Annotated in this window: 16 protein-coding genes; 12 read left to right on the top strand and 4 right to left on the bottom strand. The window is 35.1% G+C overall.

What is annotated here, in order from left to right:
• Positions 1–461: 461 nt before the first annotated feature.
• Positions 462–3,296: a DNA polymerase I gene (polA, locus tag RM542_RS05000; protein WP_311384615.1), complete on the top strand. Its 2,835-nt coding sequence runs from the start codon at positions 462–464 to the stop codon at positions 3,294–3,296.
• A gap of 167 nt (positions 3,297–3,463) precedes the next feature.
• On the top strand, positions 3,464–3,838 hold the full coding sequence (locus tag RM542_RS04995; protein ID WP_311384614.1) for a hypothetical protein: 375 nt from the start codon (positions 3,464–3,466) through the stop codon (positions 3,836–3,838).
• 35 nt (positions 3,839–3,873) lie between these two features.
• On the opposite strand, the gene RM542_RS04990 is transcribed toward RM542_RS04995, so the two are convergent.
• The gene (locus RM542_RS04990) at positions 3,874–4,044 is read right to left on the bottom strand and encodes a hypothetical protein (protein WP_311384613.1); all 171 of its coding nucleotides are present in this window, start codon (positions 4,042–4,044) and stop codon (positions 3,874–3,876) included.
• Between the two features lie 158 nt (positions 4,045–4,202).
• Positions 4,203–4,658 (bottom strand): MarR family transcriptional regulator, encoded by a 456-nt coding sequence (locus RM542_RS04985; protein WP_311384612.1) that lies wholly within the window; start codon positions 4,656–4,658, stop codon positions 4,203–4,205.
• 189 nt (positions 4,659–4,847) lie between these two features.
• Here RM542_RS04985 and hppD point away from each other — a divergent pair, with 189 nt between their 5' ends.
• The 5 genes from hppD to hisC all read left to right on the top strand — a co-directional run bounded on the left by hppD (position 4,848) and on the right by hisC (position 10,461).
• Positions 4,848–5,981: a 4-hydroxyphenylpyruvate dioxygenase gene (gene hppD / locus RM542_RS04980; protein ID WP_311384611.1), complete on the top strand. Its 1,134-nt coding sequence runs from the start codon at positions 4,848–4,850 to the stop codon at positions 5,979–5,981.
• A gap of 75 nt (positions 5,982–6,056) precedes the next feature.
• A complete protein-coding gene (locus tag RM542_RS04975) occupies positions 6,057–7,214 on the top strand; it encodes a homogentisate 1,2-dioxygenase (protein WP_311384610.1) in 1,158 nt (385 codons plus the stop codon).
• A 30-nt stretch (positions 7,215–7,244) separates the two neighbouring features.
• Positions 7,245–8,465, top strand: coding sequence for a fumarylacetoacetase (gene fahA, locus RM542_RS04970; protein WP_311384609.1), 1,221 nt, complete (start codon positions 7,245–7,247; stop codon positions 8,463–8,465).
• Complete coding sequence (locus tag RM542_RS04965; protein WP_311384608.1) at positions 8,462–9,364, top strand: flavin reductase family protein; 903 nt, start codon at positions 8,462–8,464, stop codon at positions 9,362–9,364. The genes fahA and RM542_RS04965 overlap by 4 nt, the downstream gene beginning before the upstream one ends.
• Entirely contained in the window at positions 9,364–10,461 is a 1,098-nt protein-coding gene (gene hisC, locus RM542_RS04960; RefSeq protein ID WP_311384607.1) for a histidinol-phosphate transaminase, read from the top strand. The genes RM542_RS04965 and hisC overlap by 1 nt, the downstream gene beginning before the upstream one ends.
• A gap of 31 nt (positions 10,462–10,492) precedes the next feature.
• On the opposite strand, the gene RM542_RS04955 is transcribed toward hisC, so the two are convergent.
• Together RM542_RS04955 and RM542_RS04950 are read right to left on the bottom strand one after the other, a co-directional pair.
• On the bottom strand, positions 10,493–11,080 hold the full coding sequence (locus tag RM542_RS04955) for a hypothetical protein (protein ID WP_311384606.1): 588 nt from the start codon (positions 11,078–11,080) through the stop codon (positions 10,493–10,495).
• 72 nt (positions 11,081–11,152) lie between these two features.
• Entirely contained in the window at positions 11,153–13,834 is a 2,682-nt protein-coding gene (locus RM542_RS04950) for a DUF5916 domain-containing protein (protein WP_311384605.1), read from the bottom strand.
• A 226-nt stretch (positions 13,835–14,060) separates the two neighbouring features.
• Between RM542_RS04950 and rplM the strand changes: the two genes are divergently transcribed.
• From rplM to pyrH, 5 genes are all read left to right on the top strand, one after another.
• Positions 14,061–14,516 carry a 50S ribosomal protein L13 gene (rplM, locus tag RM542_RS04945; protein ID WP_311384604.1) on the top strand — a complete coding sequence of 152 codons (456 nt, stop codon included), beginning with the start codon at positions 14,061–14,063 and terminating at the stop codon, positions 14,514–14,516.
• A complete protein-coding gene (gene rpsI / locus RM542_RS04940) occupies positions 14,516–14,902 on the top strand; it encodes a 30S ribosomal protein S9 (RefSeq protein WP_311384603.1) in 387 nt (128 codons plus the stop codon). Before rplM ends, rpsI begins: the two co-directional genes overlap by 1 nt.
• A gap of 245 nt (positions 14,903–15,147) precedes the next feature.
• A complete protein-coding gene (rpsB, locus tag RM542_RS04935) occupies positions 15,148–16,251 on the top strand; it encodes a 30S ribosomal protein S2 (protein ID WP_311384602.1) in 1,104 nt (367 codons plus the stop codon).
• A gap of 70 nt (positions 16,252–16,321) precedes the next feature.
• A complete protein-coding gene (gene tsf / locus RM542_RS04930; RefSeq protein ID WP_311384601.1) occupies positions 16,322–17,146 on the top strand; it encodes a translation elongation factor Ts in 825 nt (274 codons plus the stop codon).
• A 126-nt stretch (positions 17,147–17,272) separates the two neighbouring features.
• Positions 17,273–17,980, top strand: coding sequence for a UMP kinase (gene pyrH, locus RM542_RS04925; RefSeq protein ID WP_311384600.1), 708 nt, complete (start codon positions 17,273–17,275; stop codon positions 17,978–17,980).
• The last annotated feature ends 15 nt before the right edge of the window (positions 17,981–17,995 follow it).

The raw sequence follows: 17,995 nt of genomic DNA, 5'->3' as shown, positions 1-17,995 counted from the left end.
AATTCAAGATTAAGATCTTAATTTCTGATTTTTATTTTATGCGCATTCTTTTTTTCATTATTCTAAGTATTATTATAAGCTACTTGTACATCTATATTAATTTTTTATTCGGTGGTGATAATAGTTTAATGGGAATGGTCATGGTAATGGAGGCTGTTTTTATTGTTCCCGCTTGTATCTTAAATGCTATTTTCCTTGAATTTTCTAGTGATTTTAAGATAAAAACTTATCGCCTATTATATGGGAATATCATATTTTTATTGATACTAGCCATCTTTTTCTATAATCCATTTATGTTATCAAATTCTTGCATTATTCTTCTTGTAAGTTTATTCATAACAAATACAATTTGGTTTTTATTGAAAAGTGCAAAGAATTGATTCTTGTCTCTTTTTTCTTGTCTGTTTTTTCTACTTTTAAAAACTGTCTGCCTTTTAACTATTAACTGACACCTAAAAATCATGTCTGACCAAAAAAGACTCTTTCTTCTAGATGCTTATGCCCTTATATTTCGTGGGTATTATGCCCTAATAAAAAACCCAAGAATAAACTCAAAAGGCATGGATACCAGCGCTATTATGGGTTTTATGAATTCACTATTTGATGTAATTAAACGAGAAAATCCAGATCATTTAGCTGTAGCCTTTGATAAGGGAGGTAGTGTTGAACGAACAGAACTTTTTGAAGAATACAAAGCTAATCGAGATGAAACACCGGATGCCATAAAAATAGCCGTACCCTATATACAAAACATCCTTAAAGCAATGAAGATACCAGTCGTTGAATTAGCGGGTTATGAGGCCGATGATTTGATAGGTACTTTAGCCAAACAAGCAGAGAAAGAAGATTATAAAGTTTTTATGGTTACCCCTGACAAAGATTTTGGTCAATTAGTCTCAGAAAATATATTTATGTACCGCCCTGCTCGTATGGGTAATGGCATTGAAATTTGGGGAATTCCAGAAATTCAAAAGCGATTTGGAGTACAACGACCAGAGCAGGTGATTGATTATTTAGGCATGATGGGCGATGCTAGTGATAATATTCCTGGGCTTCCGGGAGTTGGCGATAAAACTGCTAAAAAGTTTCTAGAACAATTTGAAGACATGGAGGGATTGCTGGCCAATACCGACCAATTGAAAGGGAAAATGAAAGAAAAAGTTGAAGCTAATGCTGAACTTGGACGTCTTTCAAGAAAATTAGCTGAGATAAAGCTAGACTGTGATGTTACTTTTAAAGCCGATGACTATGAAATGTGTAAGCCAGATGCTGAAAAAGTTCAAGAAATTTTTGAGGAACTTGAATTTAGAAGACTTAAAGACCAATTTATAAAACTATTCTCGGACGAAACTGAAACTTCCTCTCCAACAGAAAATAGCCCTGCACTCAAAAAAGAAAACCAAGCTGCAGGAAGTGGGCAATTTTCTCTTTTTGGAGGCAATCCATCCGAAGCCCCATCCACTATAAAAGACACCAATAGTCGTAATACAATTGAAGACATAGATCACTTTTATCAATTGGTTGAGCCTGGTTTAGCCACTACTCTTTTTATTGATAAACTAATGTCTCAGCAGGCAGTATGCTTTGATACGGAAACAACCTCTTTAAACCCTTTAGAAGCAGCATTAGTTGGTGTTGCGTTTAGTTGGGAAAAAGGAAAAGGGTTTTATATCCCCTTTTCTGAAGACAAAGAAGAAGTCCATAAATTAATTGAAAAATTACGACCTTTCTTTGAATCAGAAACTATTGAAAAAATTGGCCAGAATCTAAAATATGATGTCAAAGTAATGCAAAACCACGGTGTTGAAGTCAAGGGCAAATTATTTGACACCATGCTAGCACATTATCTAATTAATCCAGACATGAGACATAACATGGACGTTCTGGCCGAGACCTATTTGAATTACACACCGGTCTCCATTACTACTCTTATTGGTAAAAAAGGAAAGAACCAACTAAGTATGAGAGATGTTCCTATAGAAAAACAAACAGAATATGCGGTTGAAGATGCAGACATAACATGGCAATTAGCTCAGCATTTTAGGCCAGAGTTAGCAGAAGCAAACACTGAAAAACTTTTTGAAGATATTGAAGTGCCTTTGCTCCGAGTTTTGGCAACAATGGAGAATGAAGGCATTAATCTTGACAAAGAATTTTTAGGTTCACTATCTGACGATTTAGATAACGATATCAAAAATTTAGAGCAAAAGATCTATAAAGCCGCAGAAACTGAATTCAATATTGGTTCTCCAAAACAATTAGGAGAAATATTATTTGATAAGATGAAATTGGTAGATAAACCTAAAAAAACTAAAACTGGTCAATATTCTACAGCAGAAGACGTACTCTCTTATTTAGCCAAAGATCATGAAATCATTCAAAATGTTTTAGATTATCGCGGTTTAGCAAAATTAAAAAGCACCTATGTAGATGCGTTACCGGAACAGATTGAAGAAAAAACAGGGAGAGTACACACGGACTATATGCAAACCGTTGCTGCAACTGGCCGTTTGAGTAGCAATAACCCAAATCTTCAAAATATACCAATAAGAACAGAACGAGGTCGTCAAGTTAGAAAGGCTTTTGTTCCCCGAGATGAAAATTATGTTTTGTTGGCTGCAGATTACTCTCAAATTGAACTACGCATCATTGCAGCTTTAAGTGAGGAAGATACCATGATTGAAGCCTTTAAAAATGGAATGGATATTCATGCCTCAACAGCTTCAAAAGTATTCAATGTGCCTCTTGAAGAAGTTACTCGAGAACAACGTAGCAATGCAAAAACGGTGAATTTCGGTATTATTTATGGGGTATCTGCTTTTGGTTTAAGTAATCAAACTGATTTAACCAGAGCGGAGGCTAAAGAACTAATTGACACGTATTATCAAACCTATCCTAAACTACGTAGTTATATGAGTGAACAGGTAGATTTTGCGCGCGATAACGGGTATGTACAAACTGTATTAGGTCGAAGAAGGTATTTGAAAGATATTAATGGTAGCAACGCCATTGTTCGTGGTGCTGCTGAAAGAAATGCTGTTAATGCTCCAATACAAGGAAGCGCTGCAGATATCATTAAAATTGCTATGATCAATATTCAGAATAAACTAACCGAAGGCAACTATAAAACTAAAATGCTACTACAGGTGCATGATGAGTTGGTTTTTGATTGTTACAAACCGGAATTGGAGGAAATGAAAGTGTTGATTAAGACTGAAATGGAAAGTGCATTTAAAATGAAGGTGCCATTAGATGTTGAGGTTGGTATTGGAGAGAATTGGCTACAGGCTCATTAAAAAATAATAAAAATCAAAATGTTAAGTAAGAATTAATTTACTTGTATTTCATTGAATATAGGTTCTATAACATTTTCAATAAACAGCCTCTGAATTTATAACATATTGAAATACTATTTTTAACGGCTTATTATTGAAATCATTAAACACCGTTCAGGTTCTACAGAATGTCGTACTACATTGATTTAGAAATTAAGCATAAATCTGCCATTTGTTATTTAACTGGAATTCGAGAAAAAGATTTAGAAAAAGAAGCCGCAGCCATGATCTGGCAAGAAATTAATGAGCACAATTCTATTCCCAGAATAAAAAAAATACTTGTAATTTCTAAATTAAAAGGACCACTACCAAAACATTCAATTTTTATCTTTATTCGTCAACAATTTGGTGAGGAAGCCAAAGACCTTAAAGTTGCCATAGTAAATCTTGATAAAAAATCTAGATCCGATGTAGATTTTATAGAAACTGTTGCTTTAAACAACAACCTAAACTTTAAGGTGTTTACCAAAATCAAAGAAGGTAAAAAATGGCTCGAAATATAACTATTTAAAAACTGTAGATTTCCATTTGAATTATACTACATTCCGAGGGCAAGCTTAACCTTATTGGTGTTTTCTTTTTTACGCTTTTCACGTGCAATACTATTCTCTTTATTTCTCAATCTTGCCTCTTTTTCAAAATGTGCAAACATTTCCATTGAAAATGGTGCTGCTTGCCAAACACTAGGGTAATGCTTTAACTTTTTCATATTGAAATTTTCTTTAATTATTTAAGAGGCAAAATTGGAATAACAAACGACGCTTAAAAACAGCATATTTTTCCAATTTCTATGCTATTTTACCTTAATTAAAATTTGATTAAATGAGAAGCAAAAGAAAACAGGTACCACAATTAAAATCCGAAATACTATAAAATTGAATTCTGAGAATAATTATCTCCAATACGATCTAAAACCCTTAAAAAAGTTTCAAAATCGAGAGTATCTAATCCTTTAACTGCCTGTTTTCGTAAATTTTGTGCATGAGGTTCAACAATAGTTATTACTTTTTGACCTTTGGAGGTAAGCTCTAATTTAAATCGCTTCATATCTCCTTCAAATCGAGTTTTCCTTATCCATTCTTTACGTTCGAGTCCACCAATTACCCGCGATGTCGTGGCACGATTACGAAAGTTTGACTTGACTATATCCGTTTGTGAAGCATCATCACCGCTTTGAAAAATTCGGTAAAGAATTACCCATTGTTCAATAGTAAGATCTAATTGTAGTTCTTGAAACTTACGTAAATAGGCATCTTGCACTTTTCTTAAGACCATATCTAAGTGCAGTCCTATTCCAGAAATTTCGTCAATTTGATGAAGCATAACTCTTGTTATTATTTTAAACGAAAACTAAAAATCTTCAAAATAAGATTATTGCTTCGCTTCACTTTTATCAAAATGATTTCGCATATCAGCGAAAATTAATCAGTAAAAACCATTTTGTTTTCCAAAAATAGTTATTTTTGTTGCATCAACAACAATTTTAATTAAAAGGATTTAAAATTACTCCTTATGGAAACGACTACATTACCAAAATTACACAACGATGCTAAAGATTTTATGCCTATCAACGGCACCGATTATTTAGAGCTATATGTTGGTAATTCTAAACAAGCTGCACATTTTTATAAAACAGCTTTTGGATTTCAATCATACGCCTATGCAGGCTTACAAACAGGCTTAAAAGATCGAGAGAGTTATGTGGTCATACAAGACAAAATTCGTTTAGTATTAACCTCACCATTAAAAAGTGGTACTGAAATTGGCAAACATATAGACGCTCACGGAGATGGAGTTAAAGTAGTCGCACTTTGGGTAGATGATGCAACTTATGCATACGAAACCGCAGTTGCCAAGGGTGCTAAATCTTATATGGAGCCTATAATCGAAGAAGACGACGAAGGGAAAGTAATTCGTTCAGGAATTTACACTTACGGAGAAACCGTTCATATTTTTGTAGAACGAAAAAATTACAATGGTACATTTTTACCTGGGTACATAGCTTGGGAGACACCAGATTATAATCCAAAACCAACAGGTTTAAAATACGTGGACCATATGGTTGGCAACGTAGGCTGGGACCGTATGAATTATTGGGTGGAATTCTATGAAAAGGTAATGGGTTTTGTTAATATTTTATCTTTTGATGACAACGATATTTCTACCGAATATACAGCCTTGATGAGTAAAGTAATGAGTAACGGTAACGGGAGAATTAAATTCCCTATAAATGAGCCTGCCGAAGGTGCTAAGAAATCTCAAGTTGAAGAGTATTTAGATTTTTATGAAGGGGAAGGGGTTCAGCATATTGCGGTTGCCACCGATGACATAATTGCTACCGTTCGAGATTTAAAAAGTAGAGGTATTGAATTTTTGACCATACCTGATACTTATTATGACGCAGTAACTGATCGTGTGGGAAAAATTGATGAAGATATTGCACCATTAAAAGAACTCGGAATTTTAGTTGACCGCGATGATGAAGGCTATTTACTTCAGATTTTCACAAGACCAATTGAACCGAGACCAACTATGTTTTTTGAAATCATTCAAAGAAAAGGTGCTCAATCATTTGGAAAAGGTAACTTTAAAGCACTCTTTGAAGCTATTGAACTTGAGCAGCAGTTAAGAGGAACATTGCATTAACAAGTTAAAAGTTATGAGTTCATCATTACTAAACTGATTTTGAACTCGTAACTCATAACGCATAACTTTAAGAAGATGCCGATATATCATAAACTTGGAGCTTTTCCGCAAAAGAGACATACACAGTTTAATAAAACAGATGGAACTCTTTATTATGAACAACTATTTGGAACCATTGGTTTTGACGGAATGTCATCATTGCTATACCATATTCATAGACCAACACAAATAAAAGAGATTGGTGATGCTATTGATATGAGCCCAAAAATTGCAGAAGCAAAGCACATAAAATCACGAAAATTAATAGGTTTTGATGTTGCCCCAAAAGATGATTTTCTAGAATCACGTGAGCCTATGATGGTGAATGGCGATGTCCATATTGGCTTAGCAGCTCCAAAAAAATCAATGACTTCTTATTTTTATAAGAATTCAGATGCCGATGAAATGCTTTTCATACATAAAGGTACTGGAACGCTTAAGACCTATTTAGGTAATATTCCTTTTGAATATGGTGATTACTTAATCATTCCAAGAGGAATGATTTATCAAATTGAATTTGATAATGAGGAAAACCGCATATTATTTGCTGAGTCTTTCCATCCAATTTATACACCTAAACGTTATCGTAATTGGTTTGGTCAATTATTAGAACATTCGCCTTTTTGTGAACGAGATTATAAACTGCCTCAAGATTTACAAACGCATGATGAAAAAGGTGAGTTTGTAATGAAAATAAAGAAGCAGGGTATGCTACATCATTTAGTTTATGCTTCGCATCCATTTGACGTTGTAGGATGGGATGGGTATAACTATCCATATGGATTTTCCATTCATAATTTTGAACCAATTACCGGTCGGGTACATCAACCACCGCCAGTGCATCAGACATTTGAAACCAATGCTTTCGTAATTTGTTCTTTTTGCCCAAGAATGTATGATTACCATCCAAAATCAATTCCTGCCCCATATAATCATAGTAATATTGATTCTGATGAAATGTTGTATTATGTTGACGGTGATTTTATGAGTAGAACTGATATTAGTCCTGGGCATATTTCTCTACACCCGGCAGGTATACCACATGGTCCTCATCCAGGTACATACGAAGCGAGTATAGGAAAAAAAGAGACAAAAGAATTAGCAGTAATGATTGACACTTTCAAGCCGTTACAATTAACTGAAAATGCCATGAAAATTGATGATGGCAAATATTACAAATCTTGGGTAGAGTAGTTAATTCAAGATAATCAAATACAACTTAAAATGATTATAGATATACCTGAAAACTCAGATTTCTCCATACATAACATCCCTTTTGGGATTTTTTCAACACAAGAGCGAAGCCCCAGAGCCGGGGTAGCTATTGGCAATCACATATTAGACTTAGTGGCTGTTGCAGAGTTAGATGTTTTTGAATTTAATACTGCCGTTTTAGAAAAAGAAACCCTCAATGACTTTATTGCTTTAGGTAAACAAATCACTAAAAAAGTTCGTCGTAATATTCAATTATGGATAGAAGATGAACATTCTGTTTTAGCAGGTAAGCCAGAACTTTTTGTAAAACAATCTGAGGCACAAATGCATATGCCGGTTTATATTGGTGATTATACTGATTTTTATTCAAGCATTGAACACGCCACCAATGTCGGAAAAATGTTCCGTGACCCAGAAAATGCGTTATTGCCGAACTGGAAACATATTCCTGTTGGCTATCATGGCAGAGCAAGTTCCATAGTTGTGAGTGGAGTTCCTGTACATCGTCCAAAAGGACAAACAATACCCAATGATTCTAAACAACCAGTATTTGGAGCTTCACAGAGAGTTGATTTTGAACTAGAAATGGGTTTTATCACGGGCAAAAACACAAATCTTGGTGAATCAATAGTCACTAAGGATGCTGATGACTATATTTTCGGGTTAGTTTTATTTAACGATTGGTCTGCACGTGACATTCAAAAATGGGAATATGTGCCTTTAGGCCCTTTCTTAGCCAAAAATTTCGCATCACATATTTCACCATGGATTGTAACCTTAGAAGCGTTAGAACCATTTTCCGTTTCTGGTCCAAAACAAGATCCTGAAGTTCTTCCTTACTTAAAATACGAAGGAGACAAAAACTTCGATATTAATTTAGAGGTTGGTATCACGCCAGAAGGTAGTGAAGAACAAACCGTTTGCCAATCTAATTTCAAATACATGTACTGGAATATGGCTCAACAATTAGCACATCACACCATTAATGGTTGCAATATTAATATTGGAGATTTATATGGTTCAGGTACTATTTCTGGAAAAGACGAAAAGTCTTACGGGTCCATGTTAGAACTAGCATGGATGGGAACAAAACCAATAGAAATGAAAGATGGTAGTGAACGAAAATTTATCAATGATGGTGATACCGTTACCATGAGGGGTTTTGCCGAGAAAGACGGCAAAAGGGTTGGGTTTGGAGAAGTTTCAGCAAAAATTTTACCAGCAAAATGATTAGAACATTAGACCCTAAAAAATTACCACAACCTGAACTGCATAACATTCTTTTAACCGCTGTGGCACCAAGACCTATTTGTTTTGCCAGCACCATAGATAAAGATGGCAATGTAAATCTTAGCCCATTCAGTTATTTTAATGTTTTTAGCTCAAACCCACCTGTATTAGTTTTTTCACCAGCTCGCAGTGGGCGCGATAATAGTTTAAAACATTCGCATCAAAACGTTAAAGAAATCGCTGAAGTGGTTATAAACATTGTGAATTATAACATGGTTGAGCAAATGTCATTATCAAGCACTGCTTATGACAAAGGAGTGAATGAATTTGTAAAAGCAGGGTTTACTGAAGTGTCCAGCTCTGTAGTAAAGCCGCCTAGAGTTGGTGAAGCCCCAGTTTCTTTTGAATGTGAGGTTACAGAAGTGATAGAACTGGCGAATACGCCCGGTGCTGGAAACCTGATTCTTTGCAAAGTGTTGCAAATTCATATAAATGAAGATTATTTCACTGATAATGAATTAGACACCAAAAAGCTCGATTTGATCGGGCGAATGGGTGGTAGTTGGTATACTCGTTCTAACGGCGCTTCTTTATTTGAAATTCCAAAACCGATACGAACAAAAGGTATTGGTGTAGATGCCTTACCAAAAAGTATTCGTGAAAGTAAAACCCTCACAGGAAATAATTTAGGAAGATTAGGAAATTTAGAAGCTTTACCATCAGAAGAAGATATCAAAAACATAAGTCAAGATGACGAAATCAAAATGATGAGTCAAAAAGTAGGAGAAGATAAAACTACCTATAAAAACCAGTTACACTGGTTAGCGCAGCGCATTTTAGAAGAAGGAGAAACTGAAAAAGCTATGGCTATTTTATTGCTTGCCGAAAATTTGTACTAATGGAAAATATTGCGTCAATTTTTAAGTCTCATTTAGAACCAAAAGAAGTCTATAAGGGTGGTAAAAACCTTCCTGCCACGAGCAAAAAAATATATAAACTTTCTTCAAATGAAAACCCTCTAGGAGCTTCACCAAAAGCCGTATCTGCTTTAAAATTAGCCGCAGAAACTATTGACATATACCCGGACCAAACGGATATAAGGTTGCGTGAGGCTTTAGTCCAAGATTTCAATAATGAGTTAACGGTAAATCAATTTATTTGTGGTAACAGCGGTTCTGAAATCATTGACATGTTGCTTCGCGCTTTTATTAATGAAGGTGATGAGGTGATTTATTCTAATCCTTGCTTTTTACCTTACTCCGTATTCTCTAGATGGTACGGAGCAAAACAAATTGACATACCCCTTACAAATACGAATTATGACTTGGATGTAGAAGGAATTCTAGCCGCCATAACCAATAAAACCAAAGTCATTTTTTTAACTAGCCCAAATAATCCAACAGGAACTTATATTCCAAAAACTGTTTTAGATGAATTTTTAAATCGCATTCCAAAAAATATCATAATCGTTTTCGATGAAGTGTACCGTCATTTTGCAGATGCTAAAGACTATATTACAGCATTACCTTATGTGAAAAAAGGTCATAATATTATTGCGATTAATAGTTTTTCCAAAACTTATGGATTAGCTGGTCAACGAATTGGATATTGCTACACTACTACAATTCTTGCAAATTATATCAGACAAATACAAAAACCATTTTTATTACCTAGCACTTCAATTGAAGCTGCAATTGGCGCTTTGAAAGACCAAATTTTTATTAATAAAACTGTAGAATTAGTAAAAGAAGGTAGACACTTTTTAGCTGAATCTTTTAATTCATTAGGAATTCGATTTTGGCCCACACAGGGTAATTTTTTCATTATTGACCCCCCATTAACGGAAATGAAATTTACCGATAGGCTTATGAAAGAAGGTATTATGGTTAGGCCTGTTAGTCAATTTGGAGCACCTGGAAAAGTTAGAATTACTATAGGTACCCAAGAAGCCAACAAGGCCCTAATTGAAGCATTAAAAAAAATAAAGCCCGTATAACTCGAGCTTTATTTTTTTAATATGAATATTACTATTCTGCTCTTCTGATAAAGACAGCATCAGCTCCAACGTAATTATTCTCATCAATATCTTGACCTGCTATAATTAAAGTATTTTCATCTTCCAAAACTATAGTTATTGTCTCTTCTTCCTGCATATCATTAACAAATGTTAACTGATCACCTTCCAAAGACCATAAAGTAGACTCTATATCACTATCTTCAGGACAAGGAATTTCAAGTCCGCCGGCACCTAATCCAATTTCAATATAATTTGCCTTACTTTCTGAATCAACTGTTCCGTCATCCTTAAAATTAAAAGTTATTAAATCGCATTCAGCAGCCACTAAAAAATTCAGAATTTCGCCAGCAAAATCTAAATCATCGTCATCAACAGATTCATCAACTCGTAATTCCGTTAGTACCCAAAGACCAACTAATTCATCACTGTCAGACATTTCATCGTCCGTATCGTCATCATCAGAATCCATTTCATCATCGAGCATACCATCATCTTCCATTCCAATTTGGTCGTCATCCATAGTCTCTCCCTCGCTATCGTTAGAGCATGAAAAAACTAAAAAACACATTACAACTAATAGACTTAAACTAATTTTCATAACCTTATATTTTTAGGTATATAGAATTAGTAACGAGAAAAAGACTTGTCTAGTGTAAGAATCAGATTCTTCTTACAGGACAAAACGGTAGGTTGCTTTCAGTAAAAATATATTCTGTGGGGTTTGACCAAAAATATTATCGTTCAAACCAGTCAATAAACCATCTGTCGGATTACCTGATTGGGATACATCTTGCGACCAAACCAAAAATATTTCTGAACCCGGAATGTATTCCCACCTCACAACCAAGTTCGAACGAAATTGAACAAAAGAAAAATCGGGGTTCCCAAAACTAAAATCAGTATTTCCATCTAAATTCTCATCAACGGAATATGTATCATCTAAAAATGAAACTTGTTGCGCATTGTATTGCAAAAATCTATCTTCAAAATTCTTAGCCGTTGCATTAGTAACATGCTTAAAGTTAGAATAACGACCTCTTGAAATAAAAGGTTGCCCCCAATATTGGACCGTTAAATTCGGGTTGATATTGAAATTTAGTCTAACAGACATACTTAAAGTTCGTTGTTCTATTTGCCCATTCAAATATCGAACACCATCATCTGTATCAATATTACTAATGTATTGGAGCTTATCATTATTAATACTATACTCAGGAAATATCGAGATGCGCAAGGCATCAATGGGTTGATATCGAAAACCAAATTCTACATAATATCGCCTCATGGAGTTATCTAATGCTTTACGACCATTATGAAATAGATTAAATCTTAGTTTTTTACGCCCATCAGTTCCTATTCCATTCCAAAAAGAAACTTCTGGCGTTAATCGCAATCTTGGCCCACCCCTTAAGGCAAAGTTTGAATATCTGATTGGTGCATAATTAAAACCAACATTTGAAAACCAGTTATTAGACCAGTTTTGCCACGAATTGGTATTAAAACGAAGTTCATTTTGATTTCCTGCAAAATCCCATGCGCTCCAATGGTTATAATTAATACCCACCCGTCTAAAAGTACTATCTGGTTTTAATGTTTGATAACCTACCCATGTATAGTGACGAATGTCATCTGCTTGTCTTTGAAAACCAATATCATTAAGCTCCAATTCTGGGGAGCGCCAAGTACCACCTGTTTCAAAACGCCAATGGCCATCGCCAATTTTTCCTAATTGAATATTACCACCTGATCCAGTTAATGAGGTTTTATCTTCATCAACTTCCACATGTTCAGCATCAACCCTTTGAAATAAGCGAGTAATTGACTGTTGTGTATTTTGAATAGCCTCTTCACTTCCTTGAACATGGCTTAAAATAACATTACCACCTAAATACCAAACCCTATCTTTCCATTGGTGTTTAAAATCTAATCCACCGGTGTAAGCTGATTTATGAAGAAAATCTAATCCTTCAGTTAAATTATCACGATTAGTGGCTGTAAAAACACCGCCGACGTATGAGTTACGATCATTAAAATCTTTTTGGGCGCGACCAACAAAATAATTCGTCAGTGGCTCAACCACTTCACGTCTTCTATCACCATTATTATCAATTGTTGCATATTTTTTTGCAGTAACACTTTCCAAAACACCGATAGCCCAGCCATTTTCAGTTTTACCACTAAACTTCGCCGCTCCAATGATTTGAGTATTATCTGGAATTTCAACAAATTCTCCTTCATTTGTATTTGGATAGCCTTGTGGACTCCTACCAATTCTTCGGGAGTAGAAAACATTATCTGAACCAAAGGTATTACCTGCTTCAGAACGAGAAACATTAAAATCAAAAATGTTCTTGTTTTCTACAAAAAATGGACGCTGTTCCCTAAAAAATATTTGAAATCCATCTAAAGCAATCGCTGAGGGGTCTGCTTCAACTTGCCCAAAATCAGGATTCACTGTTAAATCTAAAGTCAAATCATTCGTAATACCAATTTTTGCATCTAATCCGAAAGCGATATCTGTCTCGCTTCCATCTCTAAATGGGTTTCCGACTTCAGCTTCATAAGTTTCACTGCTAGCAACCGTATATGGTTGAATTTCTAACTGTTTTTGAGGTTCAATATTCTTAAGCCCATGAAGTTCTCCAAACTCACTCACCCAACCTGGCTGGTCTATTGGTTTGCGCTGCCAAAGAGATCTTTCTTCAGCTCTAAAAAAACGTCTTGTTGATTGTAATCCCCAAACCTGGTTATCAGAACTACTAAATTTTAGCTGACTTAAAGGTATACGTAACTCAGCTGTCCAACCTTCATCATCAATATTTGATTTGGTATACCATATTGGATTCCAACTACCATCCCAGTTATTTCCATTATTTGATATAAACTCATCTCCCTTTACCCCTGCTGCAGTCACTGTAAAAGAAAACGCTGTTCTTTTGTCGTGATAACTATCAATATTAAATTCTACCCAATCTCCCTCAAAACCATCTCGCCTAGACAATCTTTTTATTATTTTATCGGGCTCCGCGTCATAGCAACGTACACCTATATATAAGTTCTTACTATCATACACTATTTTAAATTTAGTTTGATAACTAGGCGGTGTGTTCTCATCGGGTTGATTTTCAATATAGTCACCTGTCCATTCTACCCTATTCCAAACGCTATCATTTAAAAGTCCATCTACTGCAGGAGGTTCTTCGTCACCTATATCATTAGTGACATATATCTTTTTAGGAACTATTTCTGTGGAATCTTGTTCTTGGGCCTGGTTTTCTGATGTGCTTGTTTCCTGTGCGCAAATAAAATAAGAAAATAAGAATACACATAGAAAAAGGGTTGGACTTCTCATTCGTGTTCGTTTTTTGATTGATGTGCATTAAAGACATGCTATTTTTTAAATCGTTACAGGTTTAAAATACTTTATGGATTTTTTAACATTCTTCATTGGAGGTCTTATTTTCAAAATAAAAAAACCATAAAATATTAATGAATAACCATTTGCAATTCAATCTAATAATTGTACATTTGCACCCCGTTTATCGGGAATGAATTGAAAATTGATAATATTTCAAGAGGTGGATACATTAAGTTATAAAACAATTTCAGCTAATAAAGCGACCATTACAAAGGAATGGATGTTGGTTGATGCTGAAGGACAGACATTGGGAAGATTGGCTTCAAAGGTTGCCAAAATATTAAGAGGTAAATACAAAACTAATTACACTCCCCATGTAGATTGTGGTGATAATGTCATTGTAATCAATGCAGAGAAAATTCAAATGAGTGGTAATAAATGGGCAGATAAAACCTATTTAAGATATACTGGTTACCCGGGTGGACAGCGAGCTACTTCGGCTAGCAGCTTATTAGAAAAACACCCTGAACGTATTATTGAAAAATCTGTGAAAGGCATGTTGCCTAAAAACAGATTAGGTGCTGATTTATTCAGAAACCTTAAAGTTTATGCAGGTGCAGACCACGGGCAAGAAGCTCAAAAGCCAAAAGCTATTAATTTAAATGACTACAAATAATGGAAGTGGTTCATAAAATAGGAAGAAGAAAAACAGCAGTAGCAAGAGTTTATGTTTCAGAAGGAAAAGGAAACATTACAGTAAATAAAAAGTCTTTAGAAGATTATTTTACTACAGCTACACTGCAGTATAAGGTAAAACAACCCTTTACACTTACTGAAACAGATGGTAACTATGATGTAAAAGTCAATGTATATGGCGGTGGTATCACGGGCCAAGCAGAAGCAGTTAGACTAGCCTTAGCTAGAGTAATGTGTGAAATTAATGAAGAGAATAGAACGATACTGAAGCCTGAAGGCCTTCTTACTAGAGACCCAAGAATGGTTGAACGTAAAAAGTTTGGTCAGAAGAAAGCTCGTAAGAAATTCCAATTCTCTAAACGTTAAGAATTATTTGCAAGAAATTGCATCTATTATATTTTTCCTGAATTCATATTCGGGATGAGGTTCATTGAAAATCCTGATTGAATATTTTAATCAGGATTAAATTTTAAACAAAAGTTGTCGTTGTTCCAAAGGGTACAATTAACTTTTTGGAATTTAGTTTAGCATCTAAATGGGTTAGGGCGAAGTATTTATACTGACCACCTACTCATTGCTATCTCAACGGAACGTAAACTAATTTACAAAAGATGGCAAGTAAAATTGAAGTTAAAAACTTATTGAATGCAGGTGTACACTTTGGGCACCTTACACGAAAGTGGAATCCTAACATGGCTCCTTATATCTACATGGAGCGTAACGGAATTCACGTTATCAACCTTTACAAAACGGTAGCAAAATTAGAAGAGGCTAATGAAGCTTTGAAAAAAATTGCTGGTTCAGGAAGAAAAATTCTTTTTGTCGCTACTAAAAAACAAGCAAAAGACATTGTTGCTGAAAAAGTAGCTAATGTTAATATGCCTTTCATTACTGAAAGATGGCCTGGCGGTATGCTTACAAACTTTGTAACTATCAGAAAAGCTGTAAAGAAAATGGCCTCTATTGATAGAATGAAAAAAGATGGAACTTTCAAAACGCTTTCTAAAAAGGAGCGTTTGCAGGTTGACCGTTTAAGAGCTAAACTTGAAAAGAACTTAGGTTCTATTTCTGAAATGACAAGATTGCCAGGTGCGATTTTTATTGTCGACACTATGCGTGAGCATATTGCGGTTAAAGAAGCACAAAAATTGAACATTCCAATTTTTGCAATGGTTGACACAAACTCTGACCCAAGACCTATTGATTATGTAATACCATCAAATGATGATGCAGGGAAGTCAATAGAAGCTATTTTGACTTCAGTAACAGAAGCGGTAGCTGAAGGTTTAGCTGAAAGAAAGGCAGATAAAGAAGCACCTAAAGAAAAGGCAGCTGCACCAACGGCGCCTAAAGCTGAGAAAACTGAAAAAGTAGCTAAAGAAAAAACGGAACAAGTTGTTGAAAAGAAAACTGAAGCCAAACCAAAGAAAACAGCAACTAAAAAAGCTAAGGCTGATGATTTAACTAAAGTAGAAGGTATTGGACCAAAAGCCGCTGAGGCCTTAGTTGCGGCAGGCGTTGCAACCTTTGTTGATTTGGCAAAAGCTGAAGCTGACAACATCAAAACCATTTTAACAGATGCTAGTCCTAGATTGGCACATCTTGAGCCAGCTTCATGGCCAAAGCAGGCACAAATGGCTGCTGATGGTAAGTGGGATGAGCTAAAAGAATGGCAAGACAACACTAAAGGAGGAATTGAAGACTCAGAAGAGTAATTTAACCTTGAGATAAAACAAAACACAAGTTTTGTGTTTTACTTTACATAATTTTTAAATACAAGAACAAATGGCAAATATTACAGCCGCTGAAGTAAATAAATTAAGAAAGGCTACCGGAGCTGGAATGATGGATTGCAAAAAAGCCTTGGTCGAAGCTGAAGGTGATTTTGATAAAGCAATCGAAATTCTGCGTAAGAAAGGTCAGAAAGTTGCAGCGAAAAGAGCTGATAGAGATTCGTCTGAAGGCGCTGCTATCGCTAAAGTAAGCGCTGATAATTCTAATGGAATTATTATTTCCCTTAATTGTGAAACTGATTTTGTTGCCAAAAACGACACTTTTGTAACATTAGCTAATGAATTAGCTGAAGTCGCACTTGGTTTTGATAGTAAAGATGCATTTTTAGCCGCTCCGTTTAACGGAATGACTGTTGCTGAAAAACTTACCGAACAAACTGGGGTTATTGGTGAAAAGATTGAAATTGGTGGATTTGAAACATTAAGCGCTCCATTCGTAGGGTCATACATTCATGCAGGCAACAAAATTGCAACATTGGTTGGTCTTTCGGCTGCCGTTGATGGTTCTGCTATTGCTGCAAAAGATGTTGCTATGCAAGCTGCTGCAATGAACCCTGTAGCACTTAATGAAGAAGGTGTTGACCAATCCGTAATTGATAAAGAAATTGAGATTGCTAAAGACCAATTACGTCAAGAAGGCAAACCGGAAGCTATGTTGGAAAATATCGCTAAAGGTAAATTAAAACGTTTCTTTAAAGACAATACTTTAGTAAATCAAGCATTTATTAAAGATAGCAAACAAAGTGTATCTCAATATGTAAAATCTGTAGCTTCTGATTTAGAAGTAACTGGTTTTTCTAGAGTAGCTTTAGGCTAAAACCAGATATTACAACACAAAAAAGCCTGACCAAATTGGTCAGGCTTTTTTATTTTACAAACATTCCAATCCTCAAATCAGCATTAATAATTTTGATTATTTTTGTTCGGACTTCAAAAAAAGCACATGCAATACAAAAGAATTCTTTTAAAACTTAGTGGTGAAGCCTTAATGGGTGAACAGCAATACGGTATAGATGCCAAAAGGCTTACGGAATATGCAGAAGACATTAAAGCAGTTGTAGAGAAAGGAGTTCAAATTGCTATTGTTATAGGAGGAGGAAATATTTTTAGAGGTCTAAAAGGCGCTAGCGAAGGTATGGACCGGGTTCAAGGAGACCATATGGGAATGTTAGCTACAGTTATTAATAGTTTGGCCTTACAAAGTGCTTTAGAAATTGCAGGAGTACAAACTAGAGTTCAATCAGCAATAAAAATTAATGAAGTTGCAGAACCTTTTATTAGAAGAAGAGCAATGCGCCATCTAGAAAAAGGGCGAGTAGTTATTTTTGGAGGTGGAACAGGTAATCCGTATTTCACAACGGATTCGGCGGCGGTTTTAAGGGCTATTGAGGTTAAAGCTGATGTTATTTTAAAAGGAACTAGAGTAGATGGCATTTATTCTGCTGATCCAGAGAAAGATAAAAACGCAACCAAATTTGACAGTATTTCTTTTGATGATGTATTAACCAAGGGCCTTAAGGTTATGGATACAACTGCATTTACTCTAAGTCAAGAGAATGAATTACCAATCGTTGTCTTTGATATGAATACAAGAGGAAATCTGATGAAATTGATCTCTGGAGAGAACATTGGAACTATAGTCAATAACTAGTATTGGCATAATAGT

The sequence above is a fragment of the Croceitalea sp. P059 genome, assembly GCF_031846365.1.
Taxonomy (GTDB): domain Bacteria; phylum Bacteroidota; class Bacteroidia; order Flavobacteriales; family Flavobacteriaceae; genus Croceitalea; species Croceitalea vernalis.
The sequence above is the reverse complement of the archived record's forward strand: the minus strand, read 5'-3'. Positions and strand labels throughout refer to the sequence as shown.

What these genes read in the sequence shown, in the direction of transcription:
- rpsI (WP_311384603.1), top strand. Translation starts at nt 14,516, where the DNA reads ATGGAAGTGGTTCATAAAATAGGAAGAAGAAAAACAGCAGTAGCAAGA.
- hppD (WP_311384611.1), top strand. Translation starts at nt 4,848, where the DNA reads ATGGAAACGACTACATTACCAAAATTACACAACGATGCTAAAGATTTT.
- pyrH (WP_311384600.1), top strand. Translation starts at nt 17,273, where the DNA reads ATGCAATACAAAAGAATTCTTTTAAAACTTAGTGGTGAAGCCTTAATG.
- fahA (WP_311384609.1), top strand. Translation starts at nt 7,245, where the DNA reads ATGATTATAGATATACCTGAAAACTCAGATTTCTCCATACATAACATC.
- RM542_RS04955 (WP_311384606.1), bottom strand. Translation starts at nt 11,080, where the DNA reads ATGAAAATTAGTTTAAGTCTATTAGTTGTAATGTGTTTTTTAGTTTTT.
- RM542_RS04990 (WP_311384613.1), bottom strand. Translation starts at nt 4,044, where the DNA reads ATGAAAAAGTTAAAGCATTACCCTAGTGTTTGGCAAGCAGCACCATTT.
- hisC (WP_311384607.1), top strand. Translation starts at nt 9,364, where the DNA reads ATGGAAAATATTGCGTCAATTTTTAAGTCTCATTTAGAACCAAAAGAA.
- RM542_RS04950 (WP_311384605.1), bottom strand. Translation starts at nt 13,834, where the DNA reads ATGAGAAGTCCAACCCTTTTTCTATGTGTATTCTTATTTTCTTATTTT.
- tsf (WP_311384601.1), top strand. Translation starts at nt 16,322, where the DNA reads ATGGCAAATATTACAGCCGCTGAAGTAAATAAATTAAGAAAGGCTACC.
- RM542_RS04995 (WP_311384614.1), top strand. Translation starts at nt 3,464, where the DNA reads ATGTCGTACTACATTGATTTAGAAATTAAGCATAAATCTGCCATTTGT.
- RM542_RS04975 (WP_311384610.1), top strand. Translation starts at nt 6,057, where the DNA reads ATGCCGATATATCATAAACTTGGAGCTTTTCCGCAAAAGAGACATACA.
- rpsB (WP_311384602.1), top strand. Translation starts at nt 15,148, where the DNA reads ATGGCAAGTAAAATTGAAGTTAAAAACTTATTGAATGCAGGTGTACAC.
- RM542_RS04985 (WP_311384612.1), bottom strand. Translation starts at nt 4,658, where the DNA reads ATGCTTCATCAAATTGACGAAATTTCTGGAATAGGACTGCACTTAGAT.
- RM542_RS04965 (WP_311384608.1), top strand. Translation starts at nt 8,462, where the DNA reads ATGATTAGAACATTAGACCCTAAAAAATTACCACAACCTGAACTGCAT.
- polA (WP_311384615.1), top strand. Translation starts at nt 462, where the DNA reads ATGTCTGACCAAAAAAGACTCTTTCTTCTAGATGCTTATGCCCTTATA.